Genomic DNA, 23,008 nt, shown 5'->3' with positions numbered 1-23,008 from the left:
CGGGCCTGAGCCGCCTCCGCCCCGCTCGCTCTCGCGGCCGTTCCCGGCAGCGCCGTACCACCGGGGTGGCGGGTCCTCAGCCGGCGCGGCGCGGCGGTACGCCGAGCGCCGCGCACGCCTGCTCGTACATCCGGACCACCTCCCGGCGGATCTCGGCGCGCTCGGTGAGCCGGTGGGCGAACGGGAGCCGCACCGGCACCTCGATGTCGTCGAGCGTGACGGCGAAGTCCATGCCGTCGGCGTCCAGCCCGGTCACCCGCGCCCGGCTGGCGTCCGGGCAGCCGCCGAGAGTACGGCAGATCAGCAGCGAATCGTCGGCGTGGTCGTCGTTCATGTGCCGGCTGACCGCCCGGACGGTGTCCGCGTCGAACGGTTGCCCGGTCACGCCACCGCCTCCGTGACGCCGGGGCCGCTCGACACGTGCCGGGCCAGGGCCGAGAAGACCGCGGTGTTGTGCCGGTACGCCACCAGCACCTCGTCGAGCAGCGCCGCCTCGTCCGCCGCGTTCAGCGGCAGGGCGTCCAACCGCGCCCGGTACGCCTCCTTGTACGCCTTCGGCCGGGCGATCCGGTCGAAGACATAGAAGGCCGTCCCGGACTGCCCGCTGAGCCCGTACCGCCGGGCCACCGCCCGTCCGATGTGCAACCCTCCGGAGAGATCACCCAGGTAGCGGGTGTAGTGGTGGGCGATGAAGCGCACCGGGGAGGTGCCGCAGACGGCCCGGATCCGGTCGGCGTAGGCCACCGTCGCCGGGTGCGGCACGGCCCGTAGCGCCCGGTCCGGCCCGACCAGGTGGGCCAGGTCCGCCTCCAGCGCGGGCAGCCGGGTCAGCGCGTCGTCGACGAAACCGCCGGCGATCGGGTCGTCGCGCATCGCCTCGGCGGCCGACTCCAACGCCTGGTACACGGCGTGGTGCTGCACCACCAGGTCGAGGTAGCCGGCGATGTCCAGTTCCCCGGCGACCAGCGCCGTGACGTAGCGCTGGCTCTCGGCGGCGGTGTGGGCCCCCTGGGTGGCGGCCCGCAGCCGGGCCGAGAACGGCATGGGTGGTGTGCTCATCTATTCCTCCGGGACGGCGGTGCGGTGGGCCGGGCCCCGACGGCGGGGCACGACCAACGGCAGGCGGGTACGCGGGTGCGGCACGACCTCGATGTCGTGCCGGTAGACCTCGCTGAGCAGGGGTGCGGTCAGCACCGTGGCGGGTGTGCCGGCGGCCCTGACCCGCCCGTCGGCGAGCAGGGTGATCCGGTCCGCGTACGCCCCGGCCAGGGCGAGGTCGTGCAGCACCACCACGACGGCGTCCCCGGCGTCGGCACGGTCCCGGGCGATCCGCATGACCAACTCCTGGTGGTGCAGGTCGAGGGCGGCGGTCGGCTCGTCGAGCAGCAGCACCCCGGCCCGCTGGGCCAGCACCCGGGCCAGCGCCACACGGGCCTGCTCGCCGCCGGAGAGCGACGGCAACGACCGGGCGGCGAACCGGATCACGTCGCAGTGTCGCATGGTCTCGGCGACGATCGCGTCGTCGTGGGCCTCCTCGGGTCGACCGGCCCAGGGCGCACGCCCCATCCGGACCACCTCGACCACCGCGAACGGGAAGCTCAGGGCGCTGCGCTGGGTCAGCACCGCCCGGCGCAGCGCCAACTCCACGGCCGACCACTCGGCCAGCGGACGACCGTCGACCTCGACGGCCCCGGCGGCGAGCGGCAGGTCACCGCTGACCGCGGCCAGCAGAGTGGACTTACCGGCGCCGTTCGGACCGACCAGGGCATGCAGTTCACCGGCGCGGATGGCGAGGTCGACCTGGTCGAGCACCGGTCGACCGGCACGTTCGACCCGGACCCCGGTGACCTGGGCCCGGATGCTGCCCGGCGAGGTCGGCACCGGTATCCGGGGCGCCACCCGGCGGCCGAGCAGACTCAGCCGGGCTCGTCGCCGGCGTTCCCGTACGCTCACCACAGCCCCCCACCGCGCGAGCGCGACGACTCCCCGCACCCGCTCATGCCCAGCCTCCCGCACGGTCCCGGGTTCGGCGCAGCAGCCAGAAGAAGGCGGGGCCGCCGACGACCGCGGACAGCACCCCCAACGGCAGTTCCTGGTAGTCGACGACGGTCCGGGCGGCGAGGTCGGCGACGACGACCACGATCGCACCGCCGAGGGCGCTGGCCGGCAGCAGCAACCGGTGCCCGGGGCCGGCGACCATCCGGACCAGGTGGGGCACGACCAGGCCGATGAAGCTGATGATGCCGGTGAAGGCGACCGCCGCCGCACCGAGCAGCGCGGTGACCACGATCATCCGGAGCCGCAGCCGTTCCACGTCGACCCCGAGATGCCGGGCGGACCGCTCGCCCAGGGCGAGCAGGTCGAGTCGACGGGCGTCGGCGAGGGTGGCGAGCAACCCGACCGCGAGGCAGGGAGCGGCCAACGAGACCGCCGACCAGTTCGCCTGGGCCAGGCTGCCGAGGTTCCAGAAGGTGATGGCCTGCACGCCCGACTCGTCGGCGACGAACATCAGCAGCCCGATGGCGGCCCCGGCGACGGCGTTGACCGCGACGCCGGTGAGCACCAGGGTGACCACCTCGGTCCGACCGCCGGAGCGGGCCAAAGCGTAGACCAGCCAGGTGGTGGCGAGGCCACCGGCGAACGCGGCGGCGGGCACCGTCCAGCCGCCGAGGACGGTGACGCCGGTGACGATGGCCAGCGCCGCGCCGACCGCCGCGCCCGCGGAGACGCCGATGACGCCCGGCTCGGCCAGCGGATTGCCGAAGACGCCCTGCATCACCGCGCCGGCGCAGCCGAGCGCAGCGCCGACCACGGCGGCGAGCGCGACCCGGGGGAAGCGAACCAGCCACAGCGCGCTCTCGCCGTGCGGGGCTGCGGGCCGGGGACCGAGGTCCAGGCCGAGGCGGTGCAGCACCGAGCCGAGCACCTCTGCCGGGGCGACGGCCACCTGTCCCCGGCCGGCGGCGATCAGGGCGACCAGCAGCAGTCCGGCGGTGAGCCCGGTGAGCAGCAGCGGCCCGCGTCGCGTCCGGTGGGGACGCTCGGGTGCGGAGTCCACGGTGGTCGGCCGGGTGCCGGTGGCGGTCATGTCCGGCTCCGGCAGTGCAGCGCGTCGGCCAGCGCCCGTACGACCTGCCCGGAGCGGGTGCCGAAGGTGAGCAGGACGCCGTCGTCCATGTCGACGACCCGGCGGGCGGCCCCGGCCGGGGTCTGCCCCACCCCGGGCAGCTTGAGCAGGCCGTCGACGCCGCCGACGGACTCCAGCCCGCCGCTCATCACCAGGATCACGTCCGGGGCCGCGTTGATCAGGCCCTCACTGGTCAGTGGGCGGAACTTGGCCAGGCCGATCGCGCTGCCGGCGTCCACTCCCCCGGCCGCCTCGATCATCGAGTCGGAGCCGGCGCCCCGCCCGCCGATCAGGTAGACCCCGGCGGTGCCGCGCAGGTAGAGGAAGGCGACGCGGGGTGCCGTGCCGTCGGGTACGCCGTCGCGGGCGGCGGCGATCTCCTGCCCGAGCCGGGTGACGAGTTGCTCGCCGGCCGCGCCGACACCGAGCGCCGCCGCGATGGCCCGTACGTGCGCGGGGACGGCATCGAGGGTCTGTTCGGCGGCGACCAGGACCACGGGGATGCCGGCGGCGCGCAGTTGGCGCAGCGTCTCGGCTGGACCGATGCTGTCGTCGGCGAGGATCACCGTGGGGGCGAGGGCGAGCACCGCCTCGGCGGACAGGTCGTGCCCGGCCGGGGTGACCACGGGCAGGTGCGCGGCGGCCGGGAAGGTGGTGGAGGTGTCCCGGCCGACGACGTTGCCGCCGAGCCCGAGGCTGAACACGATCTCGGCGATCGAGCCGTAGAGGTTGACCGGCAGGATGCGCGCGGCGTCGGTGACCGTGGTGGCGACGCCGTCGGCGGAGGTGACGGTGACCGGCAGGGCCGGGGTCGGTGCCGGCTCCAGTGGGGCGACGTCGGTGTCGGGCAGGGTGGCGGTGACCGGACCGCAGGAGGTCGGCGAGGTCGACCGTGCCTCGGCCGCCGGACCGGTGCAACCGACCAGGGCACCGGCGAGCAGCAGCAGGACGGGCAGCAGCGCACGCCGGGTCACGACGTGGCCCGGCGTCGACGGCGACGGCGCAGCCCGGCGAGCAGCGCCACCCCGAGCAGGGGGAGGACCAGTGCGGCGAGCCACCAGCGGCCGGTGTCGGAGGCGGCGCTGACCCGGGTGACCTGACCGGCCGGGTCGTCGGTGCCGGCGGCGGCTGCCCCGACGGCACCGGCGGTGCCGGCGGCGGCCGGTGCCGCGCTGCCGGCGGGCGCGGCGGTGGCCGCGCCGGTCGTGGCGGCTGCCGGTGGGGTGGTCCGGGTGCCGGTGGTGCCCGCGCCGGCAGCGGTGGTCGCCGGGGCGGCGCTGGTACGGGCCGGGGTGGCCACGGCGGCGAAGGTGATCGGCACCCGGACGTCCTGGGAGCGGTCGGCGGTGCGGGTGTGGTCGGCCCGGGAGGCCACCACGCACCGGCGGACCGCGCAGTCCACGTCACCGATGCGGGTGCCGACGGTGAGGGTGACCCGGAACGATCCGCCCGTGCCGTACGGCACGGCCAGTCCCTCCCCGTAGGAGGGTGGGTTGGACGAGATCCAGTGCGAGGCGCCGGTGCTGCCGGTGGTGTCGGCCCCGCCGCCGCACGGGGTGGGCGCGACGCCGGCGCCGTTGTCCACGCAGAAGGCGACGTAGATGCCCTTGGTGATGTCGTAACCGGTGCCGGAGACGGTGACCTTCGCCCCGGCGCGGGCCACCCCGCTGCTGGGGGTGACGGTGAGGGTCTGACCCCCGGTGCCACGGCCGGTGCCGGCGTGGGCAGGCACCGGCGCGACGGCGACACCGAGAGTGATCAGGGCTGCGGCCAGGACGGCGCGACGCAGTGCTCGCATCAGGCTCCCCACATGACGGATCGGGCCGGCTGACACACCGACCGTTACTAAGGTTTGCCTAACCTAAGCGACTGATCCGCTGTTCACAAGGGGTTCTTCGGGTCAAGATCTTCGACCCGCCGCCCACTGTGCCGCGCTAGTTAGGTTTGCCTAACCTCAACCACTGTCCGTATTGGGCGTGAGAAGGGAACAGCATGGTCAGATCCAGAACCGGTCGGTGGCGGTCGTTGCGATGGGCGGCGGTCGCGCTGCTCGGCGCGTCGGCCGCACTCATCGGTGCCGGCCCCGCCCAGGCCGCCGGGGCAGACCTCAGCACCGGCAGCCTGACCTGGGGTTTCAAGGCGTCATTCCGCGCCTACATGAACTCCGGTAACGGCAGCCCACCGATCGCGGCAAGCAACGGTGCCAGCATCAACAGCGACGGCACCTTCACCTTCCCCGTGAAGGGCGGCACGTACGACGCCACCACAGGCGCCATCGACGCCGAGTACGGCGGGAAGGTCGTCTTCTCGTACCCGGCGCACTTCTTCACCATCTCGCTGGCCAACCCGACGGTCGTCGTGACCGGCGACACCGCCGCCCTGAAGGCGGACGTCGACCTCGTCACGACGGCGACCGACCCGGTCTCGGTCCGGCAGGCCACCATCGCCACCATCGCCGTCACCGACGGCAACCCCGGTGGCAACGGCGGCACGGTGACCGCGACCAACCTGGCGGCGACGATGACCGCCGAGGGCGCCTCGGCGTTCAACGGCTTCTACGCCGCCGGCACCGCGCTCGACCCGCTGTCGTTCACCTTCTCCACCGGTGGCGGCGAGCCGGCCGGCCCGGCGGTCGGCGTCACCCCGTCCACCGGGGTGGACCCGGCCGGGGCGACCATCACGGTCGAGGGCAGCGGCTTCGACCCGGAGGCCAACTCGGCGGCGGGGATCTACGTCTCCTTCGGCCCGAAGGTCGACGAGCACTGGACGAACTCCGGTGTCCTCCAGGTCACCAAGTGGGTGAGCAAGACCAACGAGCCGACGGAGGCCCGCGACCGGCTCCACGCCGACGGCACGTTCCGCACCACCCTGCCGATCAGCGCGGTCTACACCGACCGCAACGGCGCGCAGGTCGACTGCACGAAGGTCCAGTGCTATGTGATCACCTTCGCCGCTCGCGGCGCGGCCGACCGCAGCCAGGACACCTTCACCCCGGTGACGTTCACCCGCGCTCCGGCCGGCGGCGGCGACACCGACCAGCAGATCACCGCCACCGTCACCGGTGGCGCGCTGACCCTCGGTGTGGCCGGTGCCACGGTCGCCCTGCCGGCGGTCAGCAACGGGCAGGTCACCACCGGGGCGCTGAACACCGCCACGGTGGCCGACCTGCGCGGCACCAACGCCGGCTGGAGCCTGGTCGGGCAGGTCTCCGACTTCGCCTCGGCCGGTGGCGGCACCATCGCCGCGGACAACCTCGGCTGGGTGCCGAACGCCGCCGTCGGCACCGACGGCCTCGCCGGCACCCCCGGCGTGGTCACCCCGGGCGCGACCGCCGCGCCCGGGGCCGGCCTGGGCACGGCGCGTGCGCTGTGCACCTCGGCCACCGGCGCGAGCAACGGCACCTTCACCTGCGGTGCCCAGCTCAACCTCGGGGTTCCGGCGTCCGCCCTGGCGGGCGACTACACCGCGATCCTGACGCTCACCCTCTCCTGATTCGGCACCACACCGGTGGGACGGGCCTGACCGCCCGTCCCACCGGCCCGACCACCCCGGAGCCCGGCATGTCCCTGCGTACCGCCCTGTCCCGGACCAGCGTCGCCCTCGCCACCGCGCTGCTCGCGGTGACGCTCCCGCCCGTGCCGGTCCACGCCGCGCCCACCCCGCCGCCCGGGGCCGGCAGTTCCGGGCAGAGCGGCGGAAACGCCGGGGAGACCGGCGCGGCGCGCTGGGCCGTCCAGCCGTCCAGCGCCAAGGGGCCGACCGGACGCAACTACTTCATCTACGACCTGGCCCCGGGCAGCACCATGACCGACCACGTCGGCATCACCAACCTCGGCGACCGCCCGCTCACCTTCGACGTGTACGGCACCGACGCGTACACCTCCACCGACGGCGCGTTCGCCCTGCTGCCGGCGGACCAGCGGGCCACCGACGTGGGCTCCTGGATCAGCGTCGACCGACGGGCGTGGACGGTGCCGCCGGGCAAACGGGTCGACATCCCGTTCCGCCTCGCCGTGCCGGCCAACGCCACCCCGGGCGATCACACCGGCGGGGTGATCGGCGCCATCGCCCGGGTTCGGACCACCGCCGATGGGCAGCGGGTCCTGGTCGACCAGCGGCTGGCCGCCCGGGTCTACCTGCGGGTCACCGGCCCGGTCCGGCCCGCCGTCACCGTCGAGTCGGTCGACGTCTCGTACGACAACCCGGTCAACCCGTTCGGCGGTGGCGACCTGGTGGTCCGCTACCGACTGCGCAACGACGGCAACGTCCGGGTCGGCGGCAGCGGCACGGTGACCGTCGAGGGCCCCTTCGGCGGGGAACAGGCCCGCACCTCCCCCACCGACCTGCCCGAACTGCTCCCCGGGGCCACCTTCACCGTCACCGAGCGGATCACCGGCGTACCCCCGCTGTTGCGGCTGACCGCCGAGGTGGACATCGCGGCGACCACCACGGACACCGCGCTGCCGCCGGTGGTCCGCACCGCCGGGGTGTGGGCCCCACCCTGGCTGTTGCTGGCGCTGCTCGCCGTCGCGGCCGGCTGGGCCGGGCTACGGTGGTGGCGTCGCCGGCCCACCGCCGCAGGCCCGCCCACCGCGCCGGCACCCGGCGGCACCCTCGCCGGTGGTCGGCCGGCCGATCGGATCCGGATCGACGGCTCCACCACCGCACCCCCGACCGCCGAGCCCTCCACCACCGAGCCCTCCACCGCCGAGCCCGGGACCACCGCGCCCGGGAGCACTGCGCCCTCCGGCGAAGCCGCCGGATCGGCCCCTCACGCCCACCCCCGCCCCGGCGCCGGACCCACGGACGCCTCATGACCGGGCAGGTCCGTGCCGTCGCCCTGCTGGCCCTGGCCGTCATCCTGCTGCCGGCCCCCGAGGCGGCCCCGGCCCCGGGTGGCGGACCCGCCAGCGCCGCCCCGGACGACGGACCCGGGCTCACCTCCCCGGCCGACGGGCCCGGTGTCACCCTGCCCGTCGGGGCGCTGCGGGTCGGGCAACGGGTGCTGGTCGGCCTCGACGGTTGGCCGGCCGGCACCGTGCAGGCCGAGGTGTGTGGCAACGCCGCCCGACGCGGCGCGCTCGACTGCGCGGCCGGTGCCGCCACCCACGGCCAGGTGCCGCCGTCCGGGCGGGCCACCCTGCCGGTGCGGTTGGCCGCACCGCCGGTGGCCTGTCCCTGTGTGCTGCGGGTCCGGACGCCGACCGGCACGGTCGCCGCCGCCGCCGACCTGACGCTGGCCGGGGTGACCGCGCCGACCGTCGCGCCGGACGTCCCGGCCGAGCTGACCCTGGTGGCGTTGGTCGCCGACGACCGGTCCGGGCCGCGCGGGTGGTTCGGCCTCCCTGGCGAACTCACGGTACGGATCACCCTGCACAATCCCGGCTCCGAGGAGGTGACCGACCCACCGTTCCAGCTGACCGTCGGACCTCCCGGACAGGCGCGGACCATCGTCGCCGCCCCGACGCTGGGCACCATCCCCGCCGGACAGACCCGGGACTACCAGGTCCGGGTGTCGACCGGCGCGGCCCCGTTCGGCCGGTACGAGGTGGAGGGTCGGATAGCGGTGCCCGGCCGTCCGCTCGCGTTCACCGTGCAGGCCGCCCGGCGGCCCTGGGGACTGCCGGTGGCAGCGGCCATCCTCACGGCGCTGCTGCTGCTCGGCCGGCCGGCGCGGCGGTCGGCCGGTCGTCGATCCGCAACCGGGACCGGGCAACGGTCCCACCCGGCGCGGCACGGCGAACAGCGGTCACCGGAATCGTGACGCCGGCACCGACGCGGACATGCCACCCGGCGGGCCGGTACGTCTACACGCATGCAAAACATCGCTTGCGCAAAGCATCATTTGCATTACGGTGGAGCCATGCCGTCCTCACCCGCCTCCCCCGGCCCGGACCTCGACTCGGCCTTCGCCGCTCTCGGTGACCCCGTCCGTCGCGCCCTGGTGACCCGGCTCGCCCGGAGTGACGCCACGGTGGGGCAGCTCGCCGAACCATTCGACCTGACCCCGCAGGCGATCTCGCACCACGTCGGGGTGCTGCGGCGGTGCGGCCTGGTCGAGCAGCGACGCGAGGGCACCAGACGGCCCTGCCGGCTCAGGGTCGACCAGCTCGCGCTGCTCGGCACCTGGATCGACGAGCAGCGTCGCACCTGGAACGACCGGCTCGACGCCCTCGAACAGCACCTCACCGGCGACGGAGCGGCGCAGTGACCGGCACGGAGCTGCACGGCGACGAACTGATCGCCGAGCGGCACCTCGCCGCGTCACCCGAACGGGTCTGGGCCGCCTTCACCTCACCGGCGAGCATCGCTGCCTTCTGGGGCGGCTCGCACGCCACCGTGCCGGCCGGATCCGTCGCCATCGACCTACGCCCCGGTGGAGAGTTCACGCTCGACACCCGCGCGCCGGACGGCCGGACCCGCCGACTCCGGTTCGTCTACGTGCGCGTCACCGCACCGCACGAACTCGTCTTCGACGAACCCGTCACCGGCCTGCGCCAGCCCGCCTGAAACGGAGAAGGCCATGACCCACCCGACCCAGCGGGGCCTAGGTCAGCGGCGCGTACCACTGGGCCCCGGTCACCCGAACCCGCAGGGCCTGGTCGCGGTTCCACTCCACCCGCATGCCGTGCCGGCGGAGCACCGGGAAGGCGACCTCGTCCATCAGCAGTTCCAGGTCGGCCTGGTAACGGGCCTGCCGTTCGGCCTCCGAGAGCGCGGCGTAGGCGACCTCGTCGAACTCCGGCGAGGGATAGACGCCGTAGCCGAGGTAGACCTCGCCGTCCTCGCTCGTCAGCAGCGACTCGGTGTCCTGCTGGTGGTACCAGAGGTAGCCGTGCCAGTGTCGGGAGTCATCCCGCTCGTCGTCGATCTCCGCAGCCGCGCACGTGCCGCAGCAGGTGAAGTTCGCCCTGGCCAGGACGCCAAGCTCGGTCAGCTCGTCGAAGGCGCGGCTGAGATTGCTCCGCACCTCGCCCCACCCGCGCTGCTGCTCCCGCCGGGCGGCCAACGCCCTCTCGTACGCTGCCCGGAGGTCGTCCTCGGTGGCACCGTGGCACTCCTCGCCGTCGAGGTAGTCCAGGAAATCGTCGGCGTCGGTCTCGCCGCGCACGACCCAGTCCCAGATCTCGCTCTCGATCTCGTCACGGCCCGACGCCACGACCCGCTCGGTCAGGAATGTGACGCCCTCGGGGCGCTCGTTGTAGATCCATCCGGTCACGGCGACGATCCTCACACGAGCCTGTGACAATCCGAGCGCGCCGGCCGAGCCACGGGGGCGATGGTCCCCGCGCGCCCCGGCCGCCGTCGAGCCAGCCGGTGATGACGGTGGTCATCACCGCCGGTGCTCCTGGCCTCACCCCTTCGGACGGTCGAGGGCGGCGACCTCACGCACGGCCGTGGCCACCGCCCGGAAGTCCTTCTTGAGGATCGCGCCGTGGTTGCTGTCGACCTTCGCGCCGAGCCGGATGTGCGGATTGCGGGACGTCACCGCACCGAGGCCGGCGCGGATGCGTTCCTGCTCGTCGCTGCGACTGCCGAAGGACGTGCCCGAGGCGACCACATACCGCACCGGGACGGTGATGGCGTCCAGCACCGGACCCAGCGCACGCTCGCGGGAGAGCCTGCCGAGCTCGATGTTGCTCTCCGCCTGCTGGGCGGCGGTCATTCGCGGGGTCAGGCCGGTCGGACGCAGCAACGGCGTGAACCAGCCGAGCCGCTTGAACAGCTTCCGGATCCGTTGCTCCATGGCGTCGTCGAGCCAGTCGTGGGGGAACGCGCCGTCGACCAGGACCGCGCCCACGGTACGGCCCGGGTTCCGGTTGGCCCAGTGCGCCGCGACGACCGCACCGTAGGACCAGCCCACCACGACCGCCCGGTCGACCTCCCGGGCCGCGAGGACGGCGTCGACGTCCCGGACGGCCGCCTCGAAGGAGTAGTCCGCCGAACGTGTCGACCTGCCGCGCGCCCGCTCGTCGTAGGTGAGGTGCCGCCACCCCGTCCCCAACTCGGCGACGACCCGCCGCCAGTACCCCTGGGTGGCGAACTGGCCGTTGAGGTAGACCACCGGAACACCGGGGCCTCCGGTGTCGGTGACGGCCAGGGCCGCGTCGTCGACCGGCACCATGCCGGTCCACGTCGAACCGGGCGAGTGCACGCTGTTCCTGGTCATGTGCTTCCTCCTGATCGGGTGTCTCGTGGCACGTCGCCCGGCCCCCGGTGCCGCCGGGCACGACGACACCGCCGCCGACCGATCGGCCGGCCGATCGCGGCGGGACGGGCCGCCCACTGCCGCCCGCTCTATTTCTCGACACCCGAAACGCTACGTTGCTTTCCATCAACCGGCAACCATGACGTTGCATGAAAGAAGGGAGTTCCCAGCTCAGATGACATAGTTCATTGCATCAAGGTAGAGAGTAAAGCAACACATCGGCATGATCATTGAAATGAAGACCACGTCATCGCTACGCTGGGGAGGTCAGTGGCCCCGCGGAGGAACACGAGGAGATCGCTGTGCCGGGAGGCAGACTCAACCAACAGGAGCGCCAACAGATCTCGCTGGGCCTGGCCGACAGCCAGCCCTACGCCGCGATCGCCCGCCGCCTCGGCCGTCCGACCTCGACAGTCACCCGCGAGGTGATGCGCAACGGCGGCCCCACCGCCTACCGCGCCGACCTGGCCCACCGCGCCGCCGAACACCGCGCCCGCCGACGCGGGGCCACCTCCGCCCGAGCCGTCGAGCGGGCCCCCCAGCCGCACGGGCGCGACGCCGAGGCCATGGCCGAGTACGAGGAGACACTCACCACCGTGCTCATGAAATCGGGCCTGGCAACGATGGCGGCCCGGGTGCTGACCTGCCTGTTCGTCACCGACGCGGGCAGCCTCACCGCGGCCCAGCTCGCCCAGCGCCTCCAGGTCAGCCCGGCGTCCATCTCCAAGGCGATCAGCTTCCTGGAGAGCCAGAGCCTCGTCCGCCGCGAACGCGACGAAGGCCGCCGCGAGCGCTACCTCGTCGACGACGACCTCTTCTACCAGGCGACGATCGCCAGCGCCCGCGCCAACGACCAACTCGTCGACGTCGCCCGCCAGGGCGTCACCCTCCTCGGCCCGCACACCCCCGCCGCCGACCGCCTGGAGAACGTCGCCCGGTTCCTCGGCTTCATCAGCGAGAGCATCACCCGTGCCGCCGAACAGGCCCGCGAAGCCCTCCGCGGCGGCCCCGGAACGACCCCGGCGCAGCCCACCCGAGCGGAGCCGGGTGGCGACGCCGCCGAAGGCGGGGTGGCCCCCTGACCGGGCCGCCCCGCCTTCAGCACGCCCTACCGGCTCGGTGCGTACGACAGCACCCACCGGCCCACGGTCGGACGGGTCAGAAGCGCGCCCAGTCGTCCGCGGCTGGACGCCACACGTCGATGTTGCGGGGGTCCACCGCCATCCGGCGGGCCCGGTGGGTCTCGTGTTCCTCGGGGGTGAACACCCGGTGCCGGTCGCACAGCTCGTAGCGCGGCCCGTGGCGGGTGTCGTGCATGTAGAAGGCGATCGACGTCGACGCCGAGTGGTTGACCAGGTCGGAGGCGATCGGCACCTGCTTGTACTGGGCCCGCGCCCGGCCGCGCATCACGTGGTCGAAGCTCTTCATCATGAAGCACAGGTGCGCGACGTAGAACTCGTTGTTGCGCTGGATCGCCAGGCTGTGGTGGTAACGGTCCTCGCTGCGCAGGAAGACCGTGACGTCGCCGACGTGGTCCGACGGCAGGAAGCCGAGCACCTTCGTGTAGAAGTCCAGGGTCTCGTCGTACTTGTCGGTGGCCAGGAAGGGGTGCACCAGGTCCAGCGGGCGCAGCTCGATCAGCGGCGGCTCGGCGTACTCCTGGAACTCGGTGAACAGCTCGACGATCAGACCGTTGGGGTCGCGGACGGCGAAGCCCCGCTGGACCAGGCCCTTGACCCGGTCGGCCAGCTCGAGCACCTCGTGCCCGGCGGCGGTCACCCGCTCGCGGAGGTCGTCGAGGACGGCGTCGTTCTCGACACTGAACCCGACCGCGGTGGTCCAGGACTCGGTCCGGTGCGGTGCGGCGATCAGTTCGATGCTGTGGTGCTCGAGGTCGGCGCGCAGGAAGGCGTACTCGTCGTCGTGCTGTTCCAGTTGCAGCCCGACGTGGTACTGGAGGAACTCGATGGAGGCGGCCAGGTCGGGCACCTCGATCCGGGCGTACTCCATGCCGTACGGCCCACGACGGCGGGCGGTGGCCTCGGTGGTCATCTGTGACCCCTCTCGATGGGCTGGGCGTCCCCGGCGGTGGGGAGACTGACGATGGCCTGACGCTCGACGACCGGACGCCAGCGCTCCCGGACGAACCGCTCGTGCGAGTCGCTGTGCAGGTAGTCGAGCAGGTCCTGCTCGGTGGGGAACTCCACGACGAAGCCGTGGGTCATGCTGGTGTCCCGGGTGCTGACGTTGACCCCGCTGCGCCAGTTGCGCATCGCGGGGTACCGGCTCGGGAAGGTCTCCAGCTCGGCCAGGACCGACTCGGCCGCGCCGGGCGGCAGATCGTCGCGGAACCGGAAGACCAGGATGTGGGTGATCATGGCAGCCGGCTCACAGGATGAAGCTGAGTCGGGCGCCGGGGTCCATCGACTCCATCACCGGGACGGCCCGCCGCAGCCGGAACCGCAGCCCGTCCGGGTCGACCTTGAGCACGTGCTCGTACCGGCCGACGTAGGTGTAGGCGCCGCCGTCGCGGTAGCGGTGGATGAGGAAGTTGGCGCTGATCCAGACGGTCTCCGCGCCGGCCTCCAGCAGCAGCACGTTGGAGATCATCCGGTGGGTACGCGAGTGCGGGTTCTCCGCGTGCGCCTTACGGCTCTTGAGCCGCTTGACCCGGGCCTGGATCAGCTCGTAGTCGTCGGCGACGAAGTACCCGGCGGTGGTGGCGTCCCAGCCGGCCCAGTCGGTGGTCGGCACCTCCAGCCGGCCGCCCGGCTCGATGAGGGTGAGCCACTCGTCGAGCCGCCACTCGTCGAGCAGTTGGGCCTCCCGGTAGAGGAAGTCCTCCACCTCGGCCCGGGTCACCTCGCGCGATCCCACACTGACCACTCCCCTGCGACTACCGATCGTCGATGACATCGCGCTCACTTCCCCGCACCGCCCGAGGCGGGTCCGGCGGCCGGCGTGCCGGCCGGTGGGTCGCCGGCCACGCTGGTGGTCGCCCCCACCACCTCGGCCCAGCGTCGCCAGAAGCTGCGCATCGCGCCCTCGTCGATCGAGCGGCCCTGGTTGCCCTGCTTCTCGTTGGCCATCCCCCGGGACATGTCGCTCCAGTCGTGCGCGGGGTCGGCCGCGTCGGCGGTCGCCACGATGCCGCGCTGCACCGCCTCGTACGCCTCGATGTCGTCGGGGGTGGCCAGGCCGCCCGGTCCGACGAAGCTGACCATCGTCTTGATCCGCAGCGCGCGGACCGACTCCGGCTCACCGACCTCGACGAACTGCCAGGCCCGCACGTCGGTGCGGTCGGCGGCGACCGGTTCGAGCTGCCGGATGGTCAGCGCCTCCAGGTCGAACAGCAGCAGGTTGGGGAAGACGAAGAGGATGCGGCTGGCGTCGGCCACCTCGGCGGCGAGGTCGGGGCCGAGGCGGGCCTCCAACTCGCGGCGCTTGGTGACGGTGCGCTCCTTCTCCTCGTCGCCGAAACGGGGTTCCCAGACCATCCCGATCCGGCCGTTGTGCCCGGTGAGGACGAGCAGCCCGTGGCCGCCGCCGAGGTCGTAGGCGTACTGGTCGTCGTCGGTGACGGCGAAGCCGGTCTCGCGCAGGTACCCGACGAACGTGTTGTGGGTGGGGGCGAAGTGGTAGCCGTCCATGGCGTTCTCGACGGCCAGTTTCCAGTTGCCCTTGACGCTGTAGAGCTGCACGCCCGGCAGGGTGGTCATGCCGTGCTCGCCGATCTTCGCGGTCAGCGACATGTAGTGCGCCGCCGGCCCGAGGTGGGTCAGCAGGTCGGGCACGTCCGGGTCGAAGGCGATGAAGACGAAGCCCTCGTGGATCTGGAGCCGGGGCACCTGCCGCAACGCCATCGAGGCCCGGAAGCCCGGGTCGTCGGGGTAGGCGTCGTCACCGGGCAGCGCCGCCAGGTCACCGGCGTTGCTGAACGCCCAGGCGTGATAGAAGCACTGGAAGAACTTGGTGTTGCCCTCGCTGTGCCGGCACAGCACGGTGCCCCGGTGGGTGCAGGCGTTGAAGAAGACCCGCACCTGGCCGTCGGCGTCCCGGCAGAAGATCAGCGGTCGCCCGCCGAGGGTCCGGGTCTTGAAGTCGCCCGCCTTCGGGATCTCGGTCTCGTGACCGAGATAGAGCCAGGTGTGATTCCAGATCCGGGCGATCTCGCTGGAGAAGACCTCCGGATCGCGGTACGCCGAGCGGTGCACGCGGAAACGCAGCGCCTCCCAGTCCTCGTCGATCATCGCGCCGTCACCGGTTGCACCGAGCGGACGTACCGGCGTCTGCTGCGCCATCACCTCACCGCCTTCTACGTCATGCGAGACAGCATCTCGCTACACGATGCTGCTATCCGGCCAGGGTACCTGTCAAGAGCAGGGCAGACTCCGGCACCGAGTTACTCGCTGTTAATACGGACGCAACACGCGCCGGCCGATTCACCGGCCACGATGCCCCACATCCGACTCGGCTCGGCCGATCCGCCTGACCGCGATCACCGGCCCTCGGACGCGGCCCGCGCACCCCGTCGCCGGCCGCCGGCCACCCGCACCGGGCCGCGCCGACCCGTCGCACCGCCAGCCGGTGTCACCCCTCCCGGAGGATGTCATGCTCCAGCCGCACCATGGCCCGATCGGTGGAACCCACTACCTGCCGAGCACCCCGGACACCTGCCTGTGGGGCCGGCTGCCGAACCGGCGACACGAACCCGTGCTGCGGATCGGCTCCGGTGAGACCGTGACCATCGACACCCTCAGTCACGAGGGCATCCTGGAGGACCAGGGCCGCGACCCCGTGGGCTACCTCAAGCAGTTCGACGTCCCCACCGACCAGGTGCTCACCGACGCCCGTGACCTGGCCGCCTCGGACGTCATCCACGACTACGACGCCGACGGCCCGCACGTGGTCACCGGGCCGATCGCCGTCGCCGGGGCCGAGCCCGGCGACGTGCTCCGGGTCGAGGTCGTCGAACTGCTCATCCGCGCCCCGTACGGCTTCATCAGCAGCCGGCACGGTTACGGCGCGCTGCCCGGCGAGTACCCGCTCACCCCGGCCGACACCGGCCCGGACGGCGACGGCCCCCGGGAGTACGGCAACGTCTGCCACTTCACCGAGGTGGTCAGCAGCGGCGGCCGGCTCCTCGGGACGCTGCCGTACGGCGACGGTCGGGCGGCCCGCTTCCCCCTCGCCCCCTTCCTCGGCCTGATGGGCGTCGCCGTGGACACCGACGAGCCGGTCCACTCGGTGCCACCCGGCCCCTTCGGCGGCAACCTCGACATCAACGAGCTGCAGATCGGCTCGGCCCTCCACCTGCCGGTGCAGCTGCCCGGGGCGGGCTTCTACACCGGCGACCCGCACTACGCGCAGGGCGACGGCGAGGTGGCGCTGACCGCCCTGGAGGCGCCCCTGCGGGCCACCCTGCGGCTGTCGGTGATCCCCCGGTCGCAGGCGGGCCTCCTGCTCGGCGCCATCGACGGGCCGTTCGGCGAGACCGACACCCACTGGCTGCCGGTCGGCCTGCACGGCGACCTCGACGAGGCGATGCGCCGGGCCGTCCGCGCCGCCGTCGACTTCCTCGTCCACACCCAGGGCATGCCACCGCAGACCGCCCTGGCCTACCTGAGCGCCGCCGCCGACTTCGAGGTCAGCCAGGTCGTCGACGGGGTGAAGGGCATCCACTGCCTGATCCGCAAGGCCGACTTCCCGGCCCACTTCTGAGCGGCCGGCTGCGCTCCCCGGCCCACTGCTCGCCGGGGCTCGGGCCGCACCTGAGGGCCGCACCTGAGGAAGGTCGCCCCACCCGCCGCCACGCCGCTGCCCCCGACCGGGACGGGCCGGGGGCAGCGTGCGCAGCCGGCCGAAGCCGGGCCGCTCCGTCGCCACCGGAGAGCACGACGGGCGGCAGGATGGCGGCCTGCCGACGCGGCCGGGACCACGGCGGGAGGCCAGCCCGACGGGCCGGGGCCCTCGGACAGGTGGGGAGGTCGTCAGGCGGCGGCGGCCACCTCGGCACGACGCGGCGCGGCGGCCATCGCCCCCGGTCGGGTGACCGTCACCGCCGCCGCCCGGCTCGCCCAGCGGGCGGCCTCGTCGATCGCCGCGCCGTCGAGCAACGCGTCGGCCAGGGCTGCGCAGAAGGTGTCCCCGGCGCCGGTGGCGTCCACCGCGTCGACCCGCTCCGCCGGCACCAGCCATTGCCGGTCGGTGGTCACCACCAGCGCGCCGTCGCCACCGAGGGTGACCACCACCGGTCCCCGGGTACCGAGCGAGCGCGCCATCGCGGCCAACCCGTCGATCCCGGAGGTCCCGGCCGACCCCTCGGTCGCCGCCGACCCGTCCGGAACCGGGCCGCCGGCCAGGGCGGCCAGCTCACCCCGGTTCGGCACCAGCACGTCCACCCGGGCCAGGGTCGCCGGGTCGACCGGGCGGGCGGGGGCCGGATTGAGCACCACCAGGCCCGCCGCCACCCGTACCGCCTCGGCCACCACCGCGGCGTCGACCTCCTGTTGGAGAAGCACCGCCCGCGCCGACCCGAGCAGGTCACGCAGCGGTGCGAGATGCGCGGGCGCGAGCCACATGTTGGCCCCCGAACTCACCGCGATGGTGCTGTCGCCGTCGGCCGTGACCAGCACGATCGCCTGCCCGGTCGGCCGGGGGGCGCGGAGCACCGCGTCGGTGGCCACCCCCTCGGCGGCGAGCAGCCCGAGCAGCCAGTCGCCGTCGGCGTCGGCGCCGACCGCGCCGACCATCGCCACCCGGCGACCCAGCCGGGCGGCGGCGACCGCCTGGTTGGCGCCCTTGCCGCCGCCGGCCCGCCGGTGGTCGGCGGCACCGAGCACGGTCTGGCCGGGGGCGGGCAGCTCGTGCAGCGGCACCACCACGTCCACGTTGAGGCTGCCCACCACGACGATGTCGGTCATCGTGGGATCAGTCCTTACCGGGAAGCCAGGCGTGCGGCAGGAAGTCCGCCCGGGGCGGGGCGAAGACGTCCACGTTGATGCACGGGCCCTCGGTCGGTTCGATGTAGTGCTCCGCGCCGCGCGGCACCAGCAGCAGCGAACCCGGTCCCAGCGGGTGCGGCACGCCGTCGACGTAGTAGTTGCACCGGCCGCCGAGGATCAGCACCAACTGGTCGAAGTCGTCGTGGTGGTGCGGGTTGAGGTCCATCCCGACGCTGAGTTCGTGCCAGGCGAACATGACCTCGTCGGTGGCGTACACCTTGCGGCGTACCCCGGGGCGTACCTCGGTGGCCGGGATGTCGTCCCAGTTCACCGGGGTGTGGTAGAGCTGCGGGTTGAGCATGTGAACGCTTCCCTTCTCAGGCAGGTCAGACGGGTCCGGCGAGGCGGCGCAGGCCGGTGCCGAGCAGGTGCAGGTCCGAGCCGACGACGAGGTAACGGGCGTCGGTCAGGCCGCAGCGGCCCAGCGCCTCGGCGGAGCGCTCGGGCACCCAGCCGCCGAGGTCGGTCCCGGTCGCGCGGGCCGCGTCGGCGATGTCACCGGTACGCCGCAGCAGCGGCCCCGGATCGTCGGTGCGCGACAGACCCAGGCTGACCGCCAGGTCGGTGGTGCCGACGAAGCCGACGTCCACCCCGGCCAGCAGGTCGGGCAGCGGGTCGTCGGTGGTCGCCGTCTCGATCTGGGCGACCAGTACGGGCGGGTGGGCGGCCTCCGCCGCCAGGTACCGGTCGAGACCGTCGACGCCGTACCCGGCCGACGGGTGGGCCAGGCTGATGCTGCGCCGCCCGTGCGGGGCGTACCGGCTGGCCGCGCGCAGCGCCTCGACGTCGGCCCGGCAGCGTACGGTGGACAGCTGCACCCCGACGGCCCCCGCCTCCAGCAGCCGGTTGACCTGGCCGGGGTCCACGGCCGGCACCCGGACCAGCGCCGGCAGGCCGGACAGTGCGGCGAGCCGGAGCTGGTCGGCCGCGGTGCGCTCGTCCAGGCCGGAGTGTTCCAGGTCGATCACGACGAAGTCGAGGCCGGCCTGGGCGGCCAGGGCGATCACGTCGACGCCGGGCAGCTTGACGAAGGTGCCGACGAGCTGCCCGCCGGCGCGCAGCGCTGCCCGCAGTCGGTCGCGGGCCAGGTGCACGCCGGTGGGCGGCGGCGGATCGGCGGCGGACATCAGCGGTTCACGCCCCGGCGGCTGCGGGGAGCCCGCGCCACGGCACGGTCGGCACCTGCTCGCCGGCGAGCAGCACCAGGCTCGGATCCAGTCGAGGCGCGGTGACCTGGTTGCCGGCGGCGTCGGGCAGCACGGCCTCCTCGGCGTCGGCCAGCACGGTCACGTGGGCCGGGCCGCCCTCGACCAGGGTGCCGTAGCCCTCGGCGTCCAGGCCGAGCAGCCGGGCCGGCGCGGACGTCACCCGGGGCACGAGCTGCTCCAGGGTCATCCCCATCGCGCGCAGCTTGGCCATGCTGGTGACCAGGTCGAAGACCGGGCCACGCCAGTTGCGGGCGCTGGTGTCGGAGGTGACCACGTCGGGCAGGAAGCCCTGCGCGATCGCCGGCCGGGCGACGGCGAAGCTGAGGTTGCTCTTGCCGTGGGCGGACTCGAACAGCACCCCGCGCTCCCGGGCGGCGCGCACCTCGGGCAGCACCGTGCCGTCGTTGAGGATGCCGTACGGCTTGCCGGTGTAACAGTGCGCCACGATGTCGCCGGGGCGCAGCAGGGGCAGGATCACCGGCAGCGGCTCCGGGGTCTCCCCGATGTGGATCATCAGCGGCAGGCCGGCCTCGGCGGCGAGCGCCAGGGACCGCTTGAGCAGCGGACGCCACTCCAGCCCGACGACGTCCTCGGAGAGCCGGATCTTGAAGCCGCGCACCCGGTGCGGGTTCGCCTCGGCCACCGCCAGGGCGTCCTCGGGGACCAGCGTGCCCGGGTTCATCAGTTCACCGAACCGGAAGTCGATCAGGCCGAGGACCGAGACGTTGAGGAAGTTCACCAGCCGCATCCGGGCCGGCTCGGCGACGTACCGCTCGAACGCGGCGAAGGTGGACGCGCCGACCGTGCCGGCGTCGCAGGCCGCGACGACGCCCCGGTGCAGGTGCGCCTCGTCCGGCGGGGCGCCGACCTTGGAGACCTCGGCGAAGATGTGGGTGTGCGCCTCGACCAGACCGGGCAGCACGTACCGGCCGGAGCAGTCGACCACCTGCGCGGCGTCGGCGGCGAGTCCGGGCGCGATCCGGGCCACCCGGTCGCCGGTCACCGCGACGTCGGCGATCCGACTGCCGCCGGTCTCGCCGTCGAACACCTGGCCTCCGGCCAGCACCAGGTCGTATCGGTCGGAATTCTCACTCATGACATCGGGCTCTCTGTGCGAAGCGAGTTGGTCGACGCGCTGACGGCGGTCGCGCTGACGGCGGTCGGCGCGGGGTGGTCCGGGCTCTCGGCACGGAACCGGGTACGCAGGGGCAGCACCCCGGCGACGGTGACCTCCACCAGGTCGCCGGGGCGCAGGAAGCAGCCCCGGTCCTGGCCGGTGCCGGTCGGGGTGCCGGTGAGCACCACGTCGCCGGGCTCCAACACCACGTACCGGGAGATCCAGGCGAGCAGGTCGGGCACCGGGAAGATCAGCTCGGCGGTGCTGGCCTGCTGGCGCAGCTCGCCGTTGACGGTGGTCCGTACCCCGATGGCGTCGCGGTCGGCGACCGCGCCCAGGCCGAGCACGGAGGCGCCCAGGGCACCGAAGCCGGGGAAGCTCTTGGCCAGCGTGGGGTTGCCCGAGGCGGTCATCACGTCGCGGGCGGTCAGGTCGTTGGCCGCCGAGACGGCGGCGAGGTGCGCCCAGACCCGCTCGGCCGGCGTGTGGTGCATCCGCGCGCCGACGACCAGGGCGACCTCGCCCTCGTAGTCGGGCTGGCTGACCGCGTCGGGCAGCGGCACGGTGTCCCCCGGGCCGGAGCCGGCGCTGGGCGACTTGAGGTAGAGCACCGGTTGGCTGGGCAGCGCCCGCCCGGTATTGCGGGCCTTGCAGTGGTAGTTCAGCCCCACCCCCCACACCGCGCGGGTGCCGGCCAACGGCGGGCGCAGGTCGCCGACGAGCGTCGCCAGCGGCAGCCGACGACGGACCCGGGCCTCGCGGGCCGGGGCGAACCCCAGGCCGGCGCGCAGCAGGGTCGCCACGTCCGGGTACGGCAGGTCGAGCAGTTCGACGTCGTCGCCGGTGACCCGGCCCAGCCCGTACCGGGTGGCGACCAGGTGCGCGTCGGTGGGCGTCGGGGTGGTCATGCCGCGTCCGAGGAGTGCCCGGGAACGGTGCCGAGCGCCGGGTTGACCAGCGGCGCCAGGTTGTTGACGGCGGCGGCGGCCTCACCGAAGCCGACCGAGATCAACCGCACCTTGCCGTCGTAGTCGGTGATGTCGCCGGCGGCGAAGACCCGGGGCAGGTTGGTACGCATCGACCGGTCCACGGCGACGTAGCGGCGGCGCATCTCCAGCCCCCACCGTTCCATCGCGCTGAGGTCGGCGATGAAGCCGAGCGCGGCCACCACCGCCTGGGCGGGCAGCGTCTCGCGGCCGTCGCCGCGCACCTCGGCGATCTGCACCGCGCTGACCGTCTGCTCGCCGTCGATCCCGCAGACCTCGTACGGGGTGAGCACCCGCACGGTCGAGTCGTGCAACTGGGTGACGCTGCGTTCGTGGGCGCGGAACTGCGGCCGGCGGTGCACCAGGGTGACGCTGCGGGCGTACGGCTCCAGCGCCAGCGCCCAGTCGACGGCGGAGTCGCCGCCGCCGACCACGACGACCTCCTGCCCGGCCAGCTCCTCCAGCCGGGGTACGAAGTAGCGCAGGCCACGGCCGAGATGATCGTTGCCGACCGGTAGTTCGCGGGGGGTGAAGGTGCCGATGCCGGCGGTCAGCAACACCGCCGCCGCCCGGACCTGGGTGCCGGCGTCGGTGCCGATCAGCACGTGGTCCTCGGCACAGGTCAGCTCGACGGCGCTCTCCCCGAGCAGGAACGTCGGCTTGGCGGTGGCGGCCTGGGTGAGCAGGGCGTCGACGAGTTCCTGGCCCCGGACGGCGGGCAGGCCGGCGATGTCGTAGATGGCCTTCTCCGGGTAGAGGGCGGCGATCTGCCCGCCGGGTTCGGGCAGCGAGTCGATCACCGCCACGCTCATCCCCCGGAAACCGGCGTAGTAGGTGGCGTACAGGCCGGCCGGGCCGGCGCCGATGATCGCGAGGTCGACCTCGTGCCGCTCGGCCATCAGGTGGCGCTTTCCACGACGGCCGGGTGGTCGTGGCCGACCCGGCCGATCTTGCGGGCGCCGCCCGGGGTGCCGATCTCGGTGAAGAACTCGGCGTTGATCGGCCCGAACCGGGCCCGGTCCGCCGGCAGGTCGTCCAGGTGGAAGATCGAGGTGACCGGGCAGACCGGTTCGCAGCGCCCGCAGTCGACGCACTCGTCGGGGTTGATGTACATCATCCGGTCGCCCTCGTAGATGCAGTCCACCGGGCATTCCTCGACGCAGGACCGATCCTGTACGTCCACACATTCGTCGGTGACCACGTAGGTCATCGGTCCTCCTGCGGTCTGGTCGGCCAGCCGTATCCGGTGCGACGCGGTGCTCTCTGCCGGGCGTTGCCGATGCGGCGCAGGGGGCCGTTCCGCGACGTCGCCGGATGCGGGGCGATGTCGTTGATGTCAGGCCACGCTAGAGACCTG

26 protein-coding genes are annotated in these 23,008 nt (G+C 73.4%); 7 read left to right on the top strand and 19 right to left on the bottom strand.

What is annotated here, in order from left to right:
• Positions 1-76: 76 nt before the first annotated feature.
• Genes ACIG87_RS04325 through ACIG87_RS04300 form a run of 6 tightly spaced genes read right to left on the bottom strand, consistent with a single transcriptional unit; the run spans position 77 to position 4,925 of the window.
• Entirely contained in the window at positions 77-385 is a 309-nt protein-coding gene (locus tag ACIG87_RS04325) for a DUF2470 domain-containing protein (protein WP_396848064.1), read from the bottom strand.
• A complete protein-coding gene (locus ACIG87_RS04320) occupies positions 382-1,059 on the bottom strand; it encodes a heme oxygenase (biliverdin-producing) (RefSeq protein WP_396848063.1) in 678 nt (225 codons plus the stop codon). The genes ACIG87_RS04325 and ACIG87_RS04320 overlap by 4 nt, the downstream gene beginning before the upstream one ends.
• Positions 1,060-1,953: a heme ABC transporter ATP-binding protein gene (locus ACIG87_RS04315; RefSeq protein ID WP_396848061.1), complete on the bottom strand. Its 894-nt coding sequence runs from the start codon at positions 1,951-1,953 to the stop codon at positions 1,060-1,062.
• 43 nt (positions 1,954-1,996) lie between these two features.
• On the bottom strand, positions 1,997-3,088 hold the full coding sequence (locus tag ACIG87_RS04310) for a FecCD family ABC transporter permease (RefSeq protein WP_396848059.1): 1,092 nt from the start codon (positions 3,086-3,088) through the stop codon (positions 1,997-1,999).
• Entirely contained in the window at positions 3,085-4,101 is a 1,017-nt protein-coding gene (locus tag ACIG87_RS04305; RefSeq protein WP_396848057.1) for a hemin ABC transporter substrate-binding protein, read from the bottom strand. Before ACIG87_RS04305 ends, ACIG87_RS04310 begins: the two co-directional genes overlap by 4 nt.
• A complete protein-coding gene (locus ACIG87_RS04300) occupies positions 4,098-4,925 on the bottom strand; it encodes a hypothetical protein (RefSeq protein ID WP_396848055.1) in 828 nt (275 codons plus the stop codon). Before ACIG87_RS04300 ends, ACIG87_RS04305 begins: the two co-directional genes overlap by 4 nt.
• 194 nt (positions 4,926-5,119) lie before the next feature.
• On the opposite strand from ACIG87_RS04300, the gene ACIG87_RS04295 reads away from it, so the two are divergent.
• The 5 genes from ACIG87_RS04295 (at position 5,120) to ACIG87_RS04275 (ending at position 9,637) form a co-directional block, all read left to right on the top strand.
• Entirely contained in the window at positions 5,120-6,619 is a 1,500-nt protein-coding gene (locus tag ACIG87_RS04295) for an HtaA domain-containing protein (protein ID WP_396848053.1), read from the top strand.
• A 68-nt stretch (positions 6,620-6,687) separates the two neighbouring features.
• On the top strand, positions 6,688-7,944 hold the full coding sequence (locus ACIG87_RS04290; protein WP_396848051.1) for a WxL protein peptidoglycan domain-containing protein: 1,257 nt from the start codon (positions 6,688-6,690) through the stop codon (positions 7,942-7,944).
• Entirely contained in the window at positions 7,941-8,891 is a 951-nt protein-coding gene (locus ACIG87_RS04285) for a hypothetical protein (RefSeq protein WP_396848050.1), read from the top strand. The genes ACIG87_RS04290 and ACIG87_RS04285 overlap by 4 nt, the downstream gene beginning before the upstream one ends.
• A 99-nt stretch (positions 8,892-8,990) precedes the next feature.
• Positions 8,991-9,338, top strand: coding sequence for an ArsR/SmtB family transcription factor (locus ACIG87_RS04280; protein ID WP_396848048.1), 348 nt, complete (start codon positions 8,991-8,993; stop codon positions 9,336-9,338).
• Positions 9,335-9,637, top strand: a complete 303-nt coding sequence (locus ACIG87_RS04275) for an SRPBCC domain-containing protein (protein WP_396848046.1) — start codon at positions 9,335-9,337, stop codon at positions 9,635-9,637. The genes ACIG87_RS04280 and ACIG87_RS04275 overlap by 4 nt, the downstream gene beginning before the upstream one ends.
• Before the next feature lie 37 nt (positions 9,638-9,674).
• Here the strand turns inward: ACIG87_RS04275 and ACIG87_RS04270 are convergent, their stop codons facing one another.
• A complete protein-coding gene (locus tag ACIG87_RS04270) occupies positions 9,675-10,346 on the bottom strand; it encodes a DUF6891 domain-containing protein (RefSeq protein WP_396848044.1) in 672 nt (223 codons plus the stop codon).
• A 135-nt stretch (positions 10,347-10,481) separates the two neighbouring features.
• Entirely contained in the window at positions 10,482-11,297 is an 816-nt protein-coding gene (locus tag ACIG87_RS04265; RefSeq protein WP_396848042.1) for an alpha/beta fold hydrolase, read from the bottom strand.
• 341 nt (positions 11,298-11,638) lie between these two features.
• Here ACIG87_RS04265 and ACIG87_RS04260 point away from each other — a divergent pair, with 341 nt between their 5' ends.
• Positions 11,639-12,418 carry a helix-turn-helix domain-containing protein gene (locus ACIG87_RS04260; RefSeq protein ID WP_396848040.1) on the top strand — a complete coding sequence of 260 codons (780 nt, stop codon included), beginning with the start codon at positions 11,639-11,641 and terminating at the stop codon, positions 12,416-12,418.
• A gap of 76 nt (positions 12,419-12,494) precedes the next feature.
• Here ACIG87_RS04260 and ACIG87_RS04255 read toward each other — a convergent pair whose 3' ends face one another.
• The 4 genes from ACIG87_RS04255 to ACIG87_RS04240 are packed head-to-tail and all read right to left on the bottom strand — an operon-like array spanning position 12,495 to position 15,637.
• The gene (locus tag ACIG87_RS04255) at positions 12,495-13,388 is read right to left on the bottom strand and encodes a VOC family protein (RefSeq protein ID WP_396848038.1); all 894 of its coding nucleotides are present in this window, start codon (positions 13,386-13,388) and stop codon (positions 12,495-12,497) included.
• Complete coding sequence (locus ACIG87_RS04250) at positions 13,385-13,714, bottom strand: Dabb family protein (RefSeq protein ID WP_396848036.1); 330 nt, start codon at positions 13,712-13,714, stop codon at positions 13,385-13,387. The genes ACIG87_RS04255 and ACIG87_RS04250 overlap by 4 nt, the downstream gene beginning before the upstream one ends.
• 10 nt (positions 13,715-13,724) lie before the next feature.
• A complete protein-coding gene (locus ACIG87_RS04245; RefSeq protein WP_396848035.1) occupies positions 13,725-14,213 on the bottom strand; it encodes an aromatic-ring-hydroxylating dioxygenase subunit beta in 489 nt (162 codons plus the stop codon).
• A 44-nt stretch (positions 14,214-14,257) separates the two neighbouring features.
• Positions 14,258-15,637, bottom strand: coding sequence for an SRPBCC family protein (locus ACIG87_RS04240; protein WP_396848033.1), 1,380 nt, complete (start codon positions 15,635-15,637; stop codon positions 14,258-14,260).
• Between the two features lie 310 nt (positions 15,638-15,947).
• Between ACIG87_RS04240 and ACIG87_RS04235 the strand changes: the two genes are divergently transcribed.
• On the top strand, positions 15,948-17,057 hold the full coding sequence (locus tag ACIG87_RS04235) for an acetamidase/formamidase family protein (RefSeq protein WP_396848031.1): 1,110 nt from the start codon (positions 15,948-15,950) through the stop codon (positions 17,055-17,057).
• Between the two features lie 269 nt (positions 17,058-17,326).
• On the opposite strand, the gene ACIG87_RS04230 is transcribed toward ACIG87_RS04235, so the two are convergent.
• The 7 genes from ACIG87_RS04230 to fdxA are packed head-to-tail and all read right to left on the bottom strand — an operon-like array spanning position 17,327 to position 22,861.
• Positions 17,327-18,259, bottom strand: a complete 933-nt coding sequence (locus tag ACIG87_RS04230; protein WP_396848030.1) for a ribokinase — start codon at positions 18,257-18,259, stop codon at positions 17,327-17,329.
• Between the two features lie 7 nt (positions 18,260-18,266).
• Entirely contained in the window at positions 18,267-18,641 is a 375-nt protein-coding gene (locus ACIG87_RS04225; RefSeq protein WP_396848029.1) for an AraC family ligand binding domain-containing protein, read from the bottom strand.
• A 25-nt stretch (positions 18,642-18,666) separates the two neighbouring features.
• Complete coding sequence (locus ACIG87_RS04220) at positions 18,667-19,467, bottom strand: HpcH/HpaI aldolase/citrate lyase family protein (RefSeq protein ID WP_396848027.1); 801 nt, start codon at positions 19,465-19,467, stop codon at positions 18,667-18,669.
• A gap of 7 nt (positions 19,468-19,474) precedes the next feature.
• Positions 19,475-20,644, bottom strand: a complete 1,170-nt coding sequence (locus ACIG87_RS04215) for a hypothetical protein (protein ID WP_396848025.1) — start codon at positions 20,642-20,644, stop codon at positions 19,475-19,477.
• Positions 20,641-21,573, bottom strand: a complete 933-nt coding sequence (locus tag ACIG87_RS04210; RefSeq protein WP_396848023.1) for a fumarylacetoacetate hydrolase family protein — start codon at positions 21,571-21,573, stop codon at positions 20,641-20,643. The genes ACIG87_RS04215 and ACIG87_RS04210 overlap by 4 nt, the downstream gene beginning before the upstream one ends.
• Positions 21,570-22,550, bottom strand: coding sequence for an NAD(P)/FAD-dependent oxidoreductase (locus ACIG87_RS04205; RefSeq protein ID WP_396848021.1), 981 nt, complete (start codon positions 22,548-22,550; stop codon positions 21,570-21,572). Before ACIG87_RS04205 ends, ACIG87_RS04210 begins: the two co-directional genes overlap by 4 nt.
• The gene (fdxA, locus tag ACIG87_RS04200) at positions 22,550-22,861 is read right to left on the bottom strand and encodes a ferredoxin (RefSeq protein ID WP_396848020.1); all 312 of its coding nucleotides are present in this window, start codon (positions 22,859-22,861) and stop codon (positions 22,550-22,552) included. The genes ACIG87_RS04205 and fdxA overlap by 1 nt, the downstream gene beginning before the upstream one ends.
• Positions 22,862-23,008: the final 147 nt, after the last annotated feature.

Source organism: Micromonospora sp. NPDC051925 (assembly GCF_044548625.1).
Taxonomy (GTDB): Bacteria; Actinomycetota; Actinomycetes; order Mycobacteriales; family Micromonosporaceae; genus Micromonospora.
This window is presented reverse-complemented; position numbering and strand designations above follow the sequence as displayed.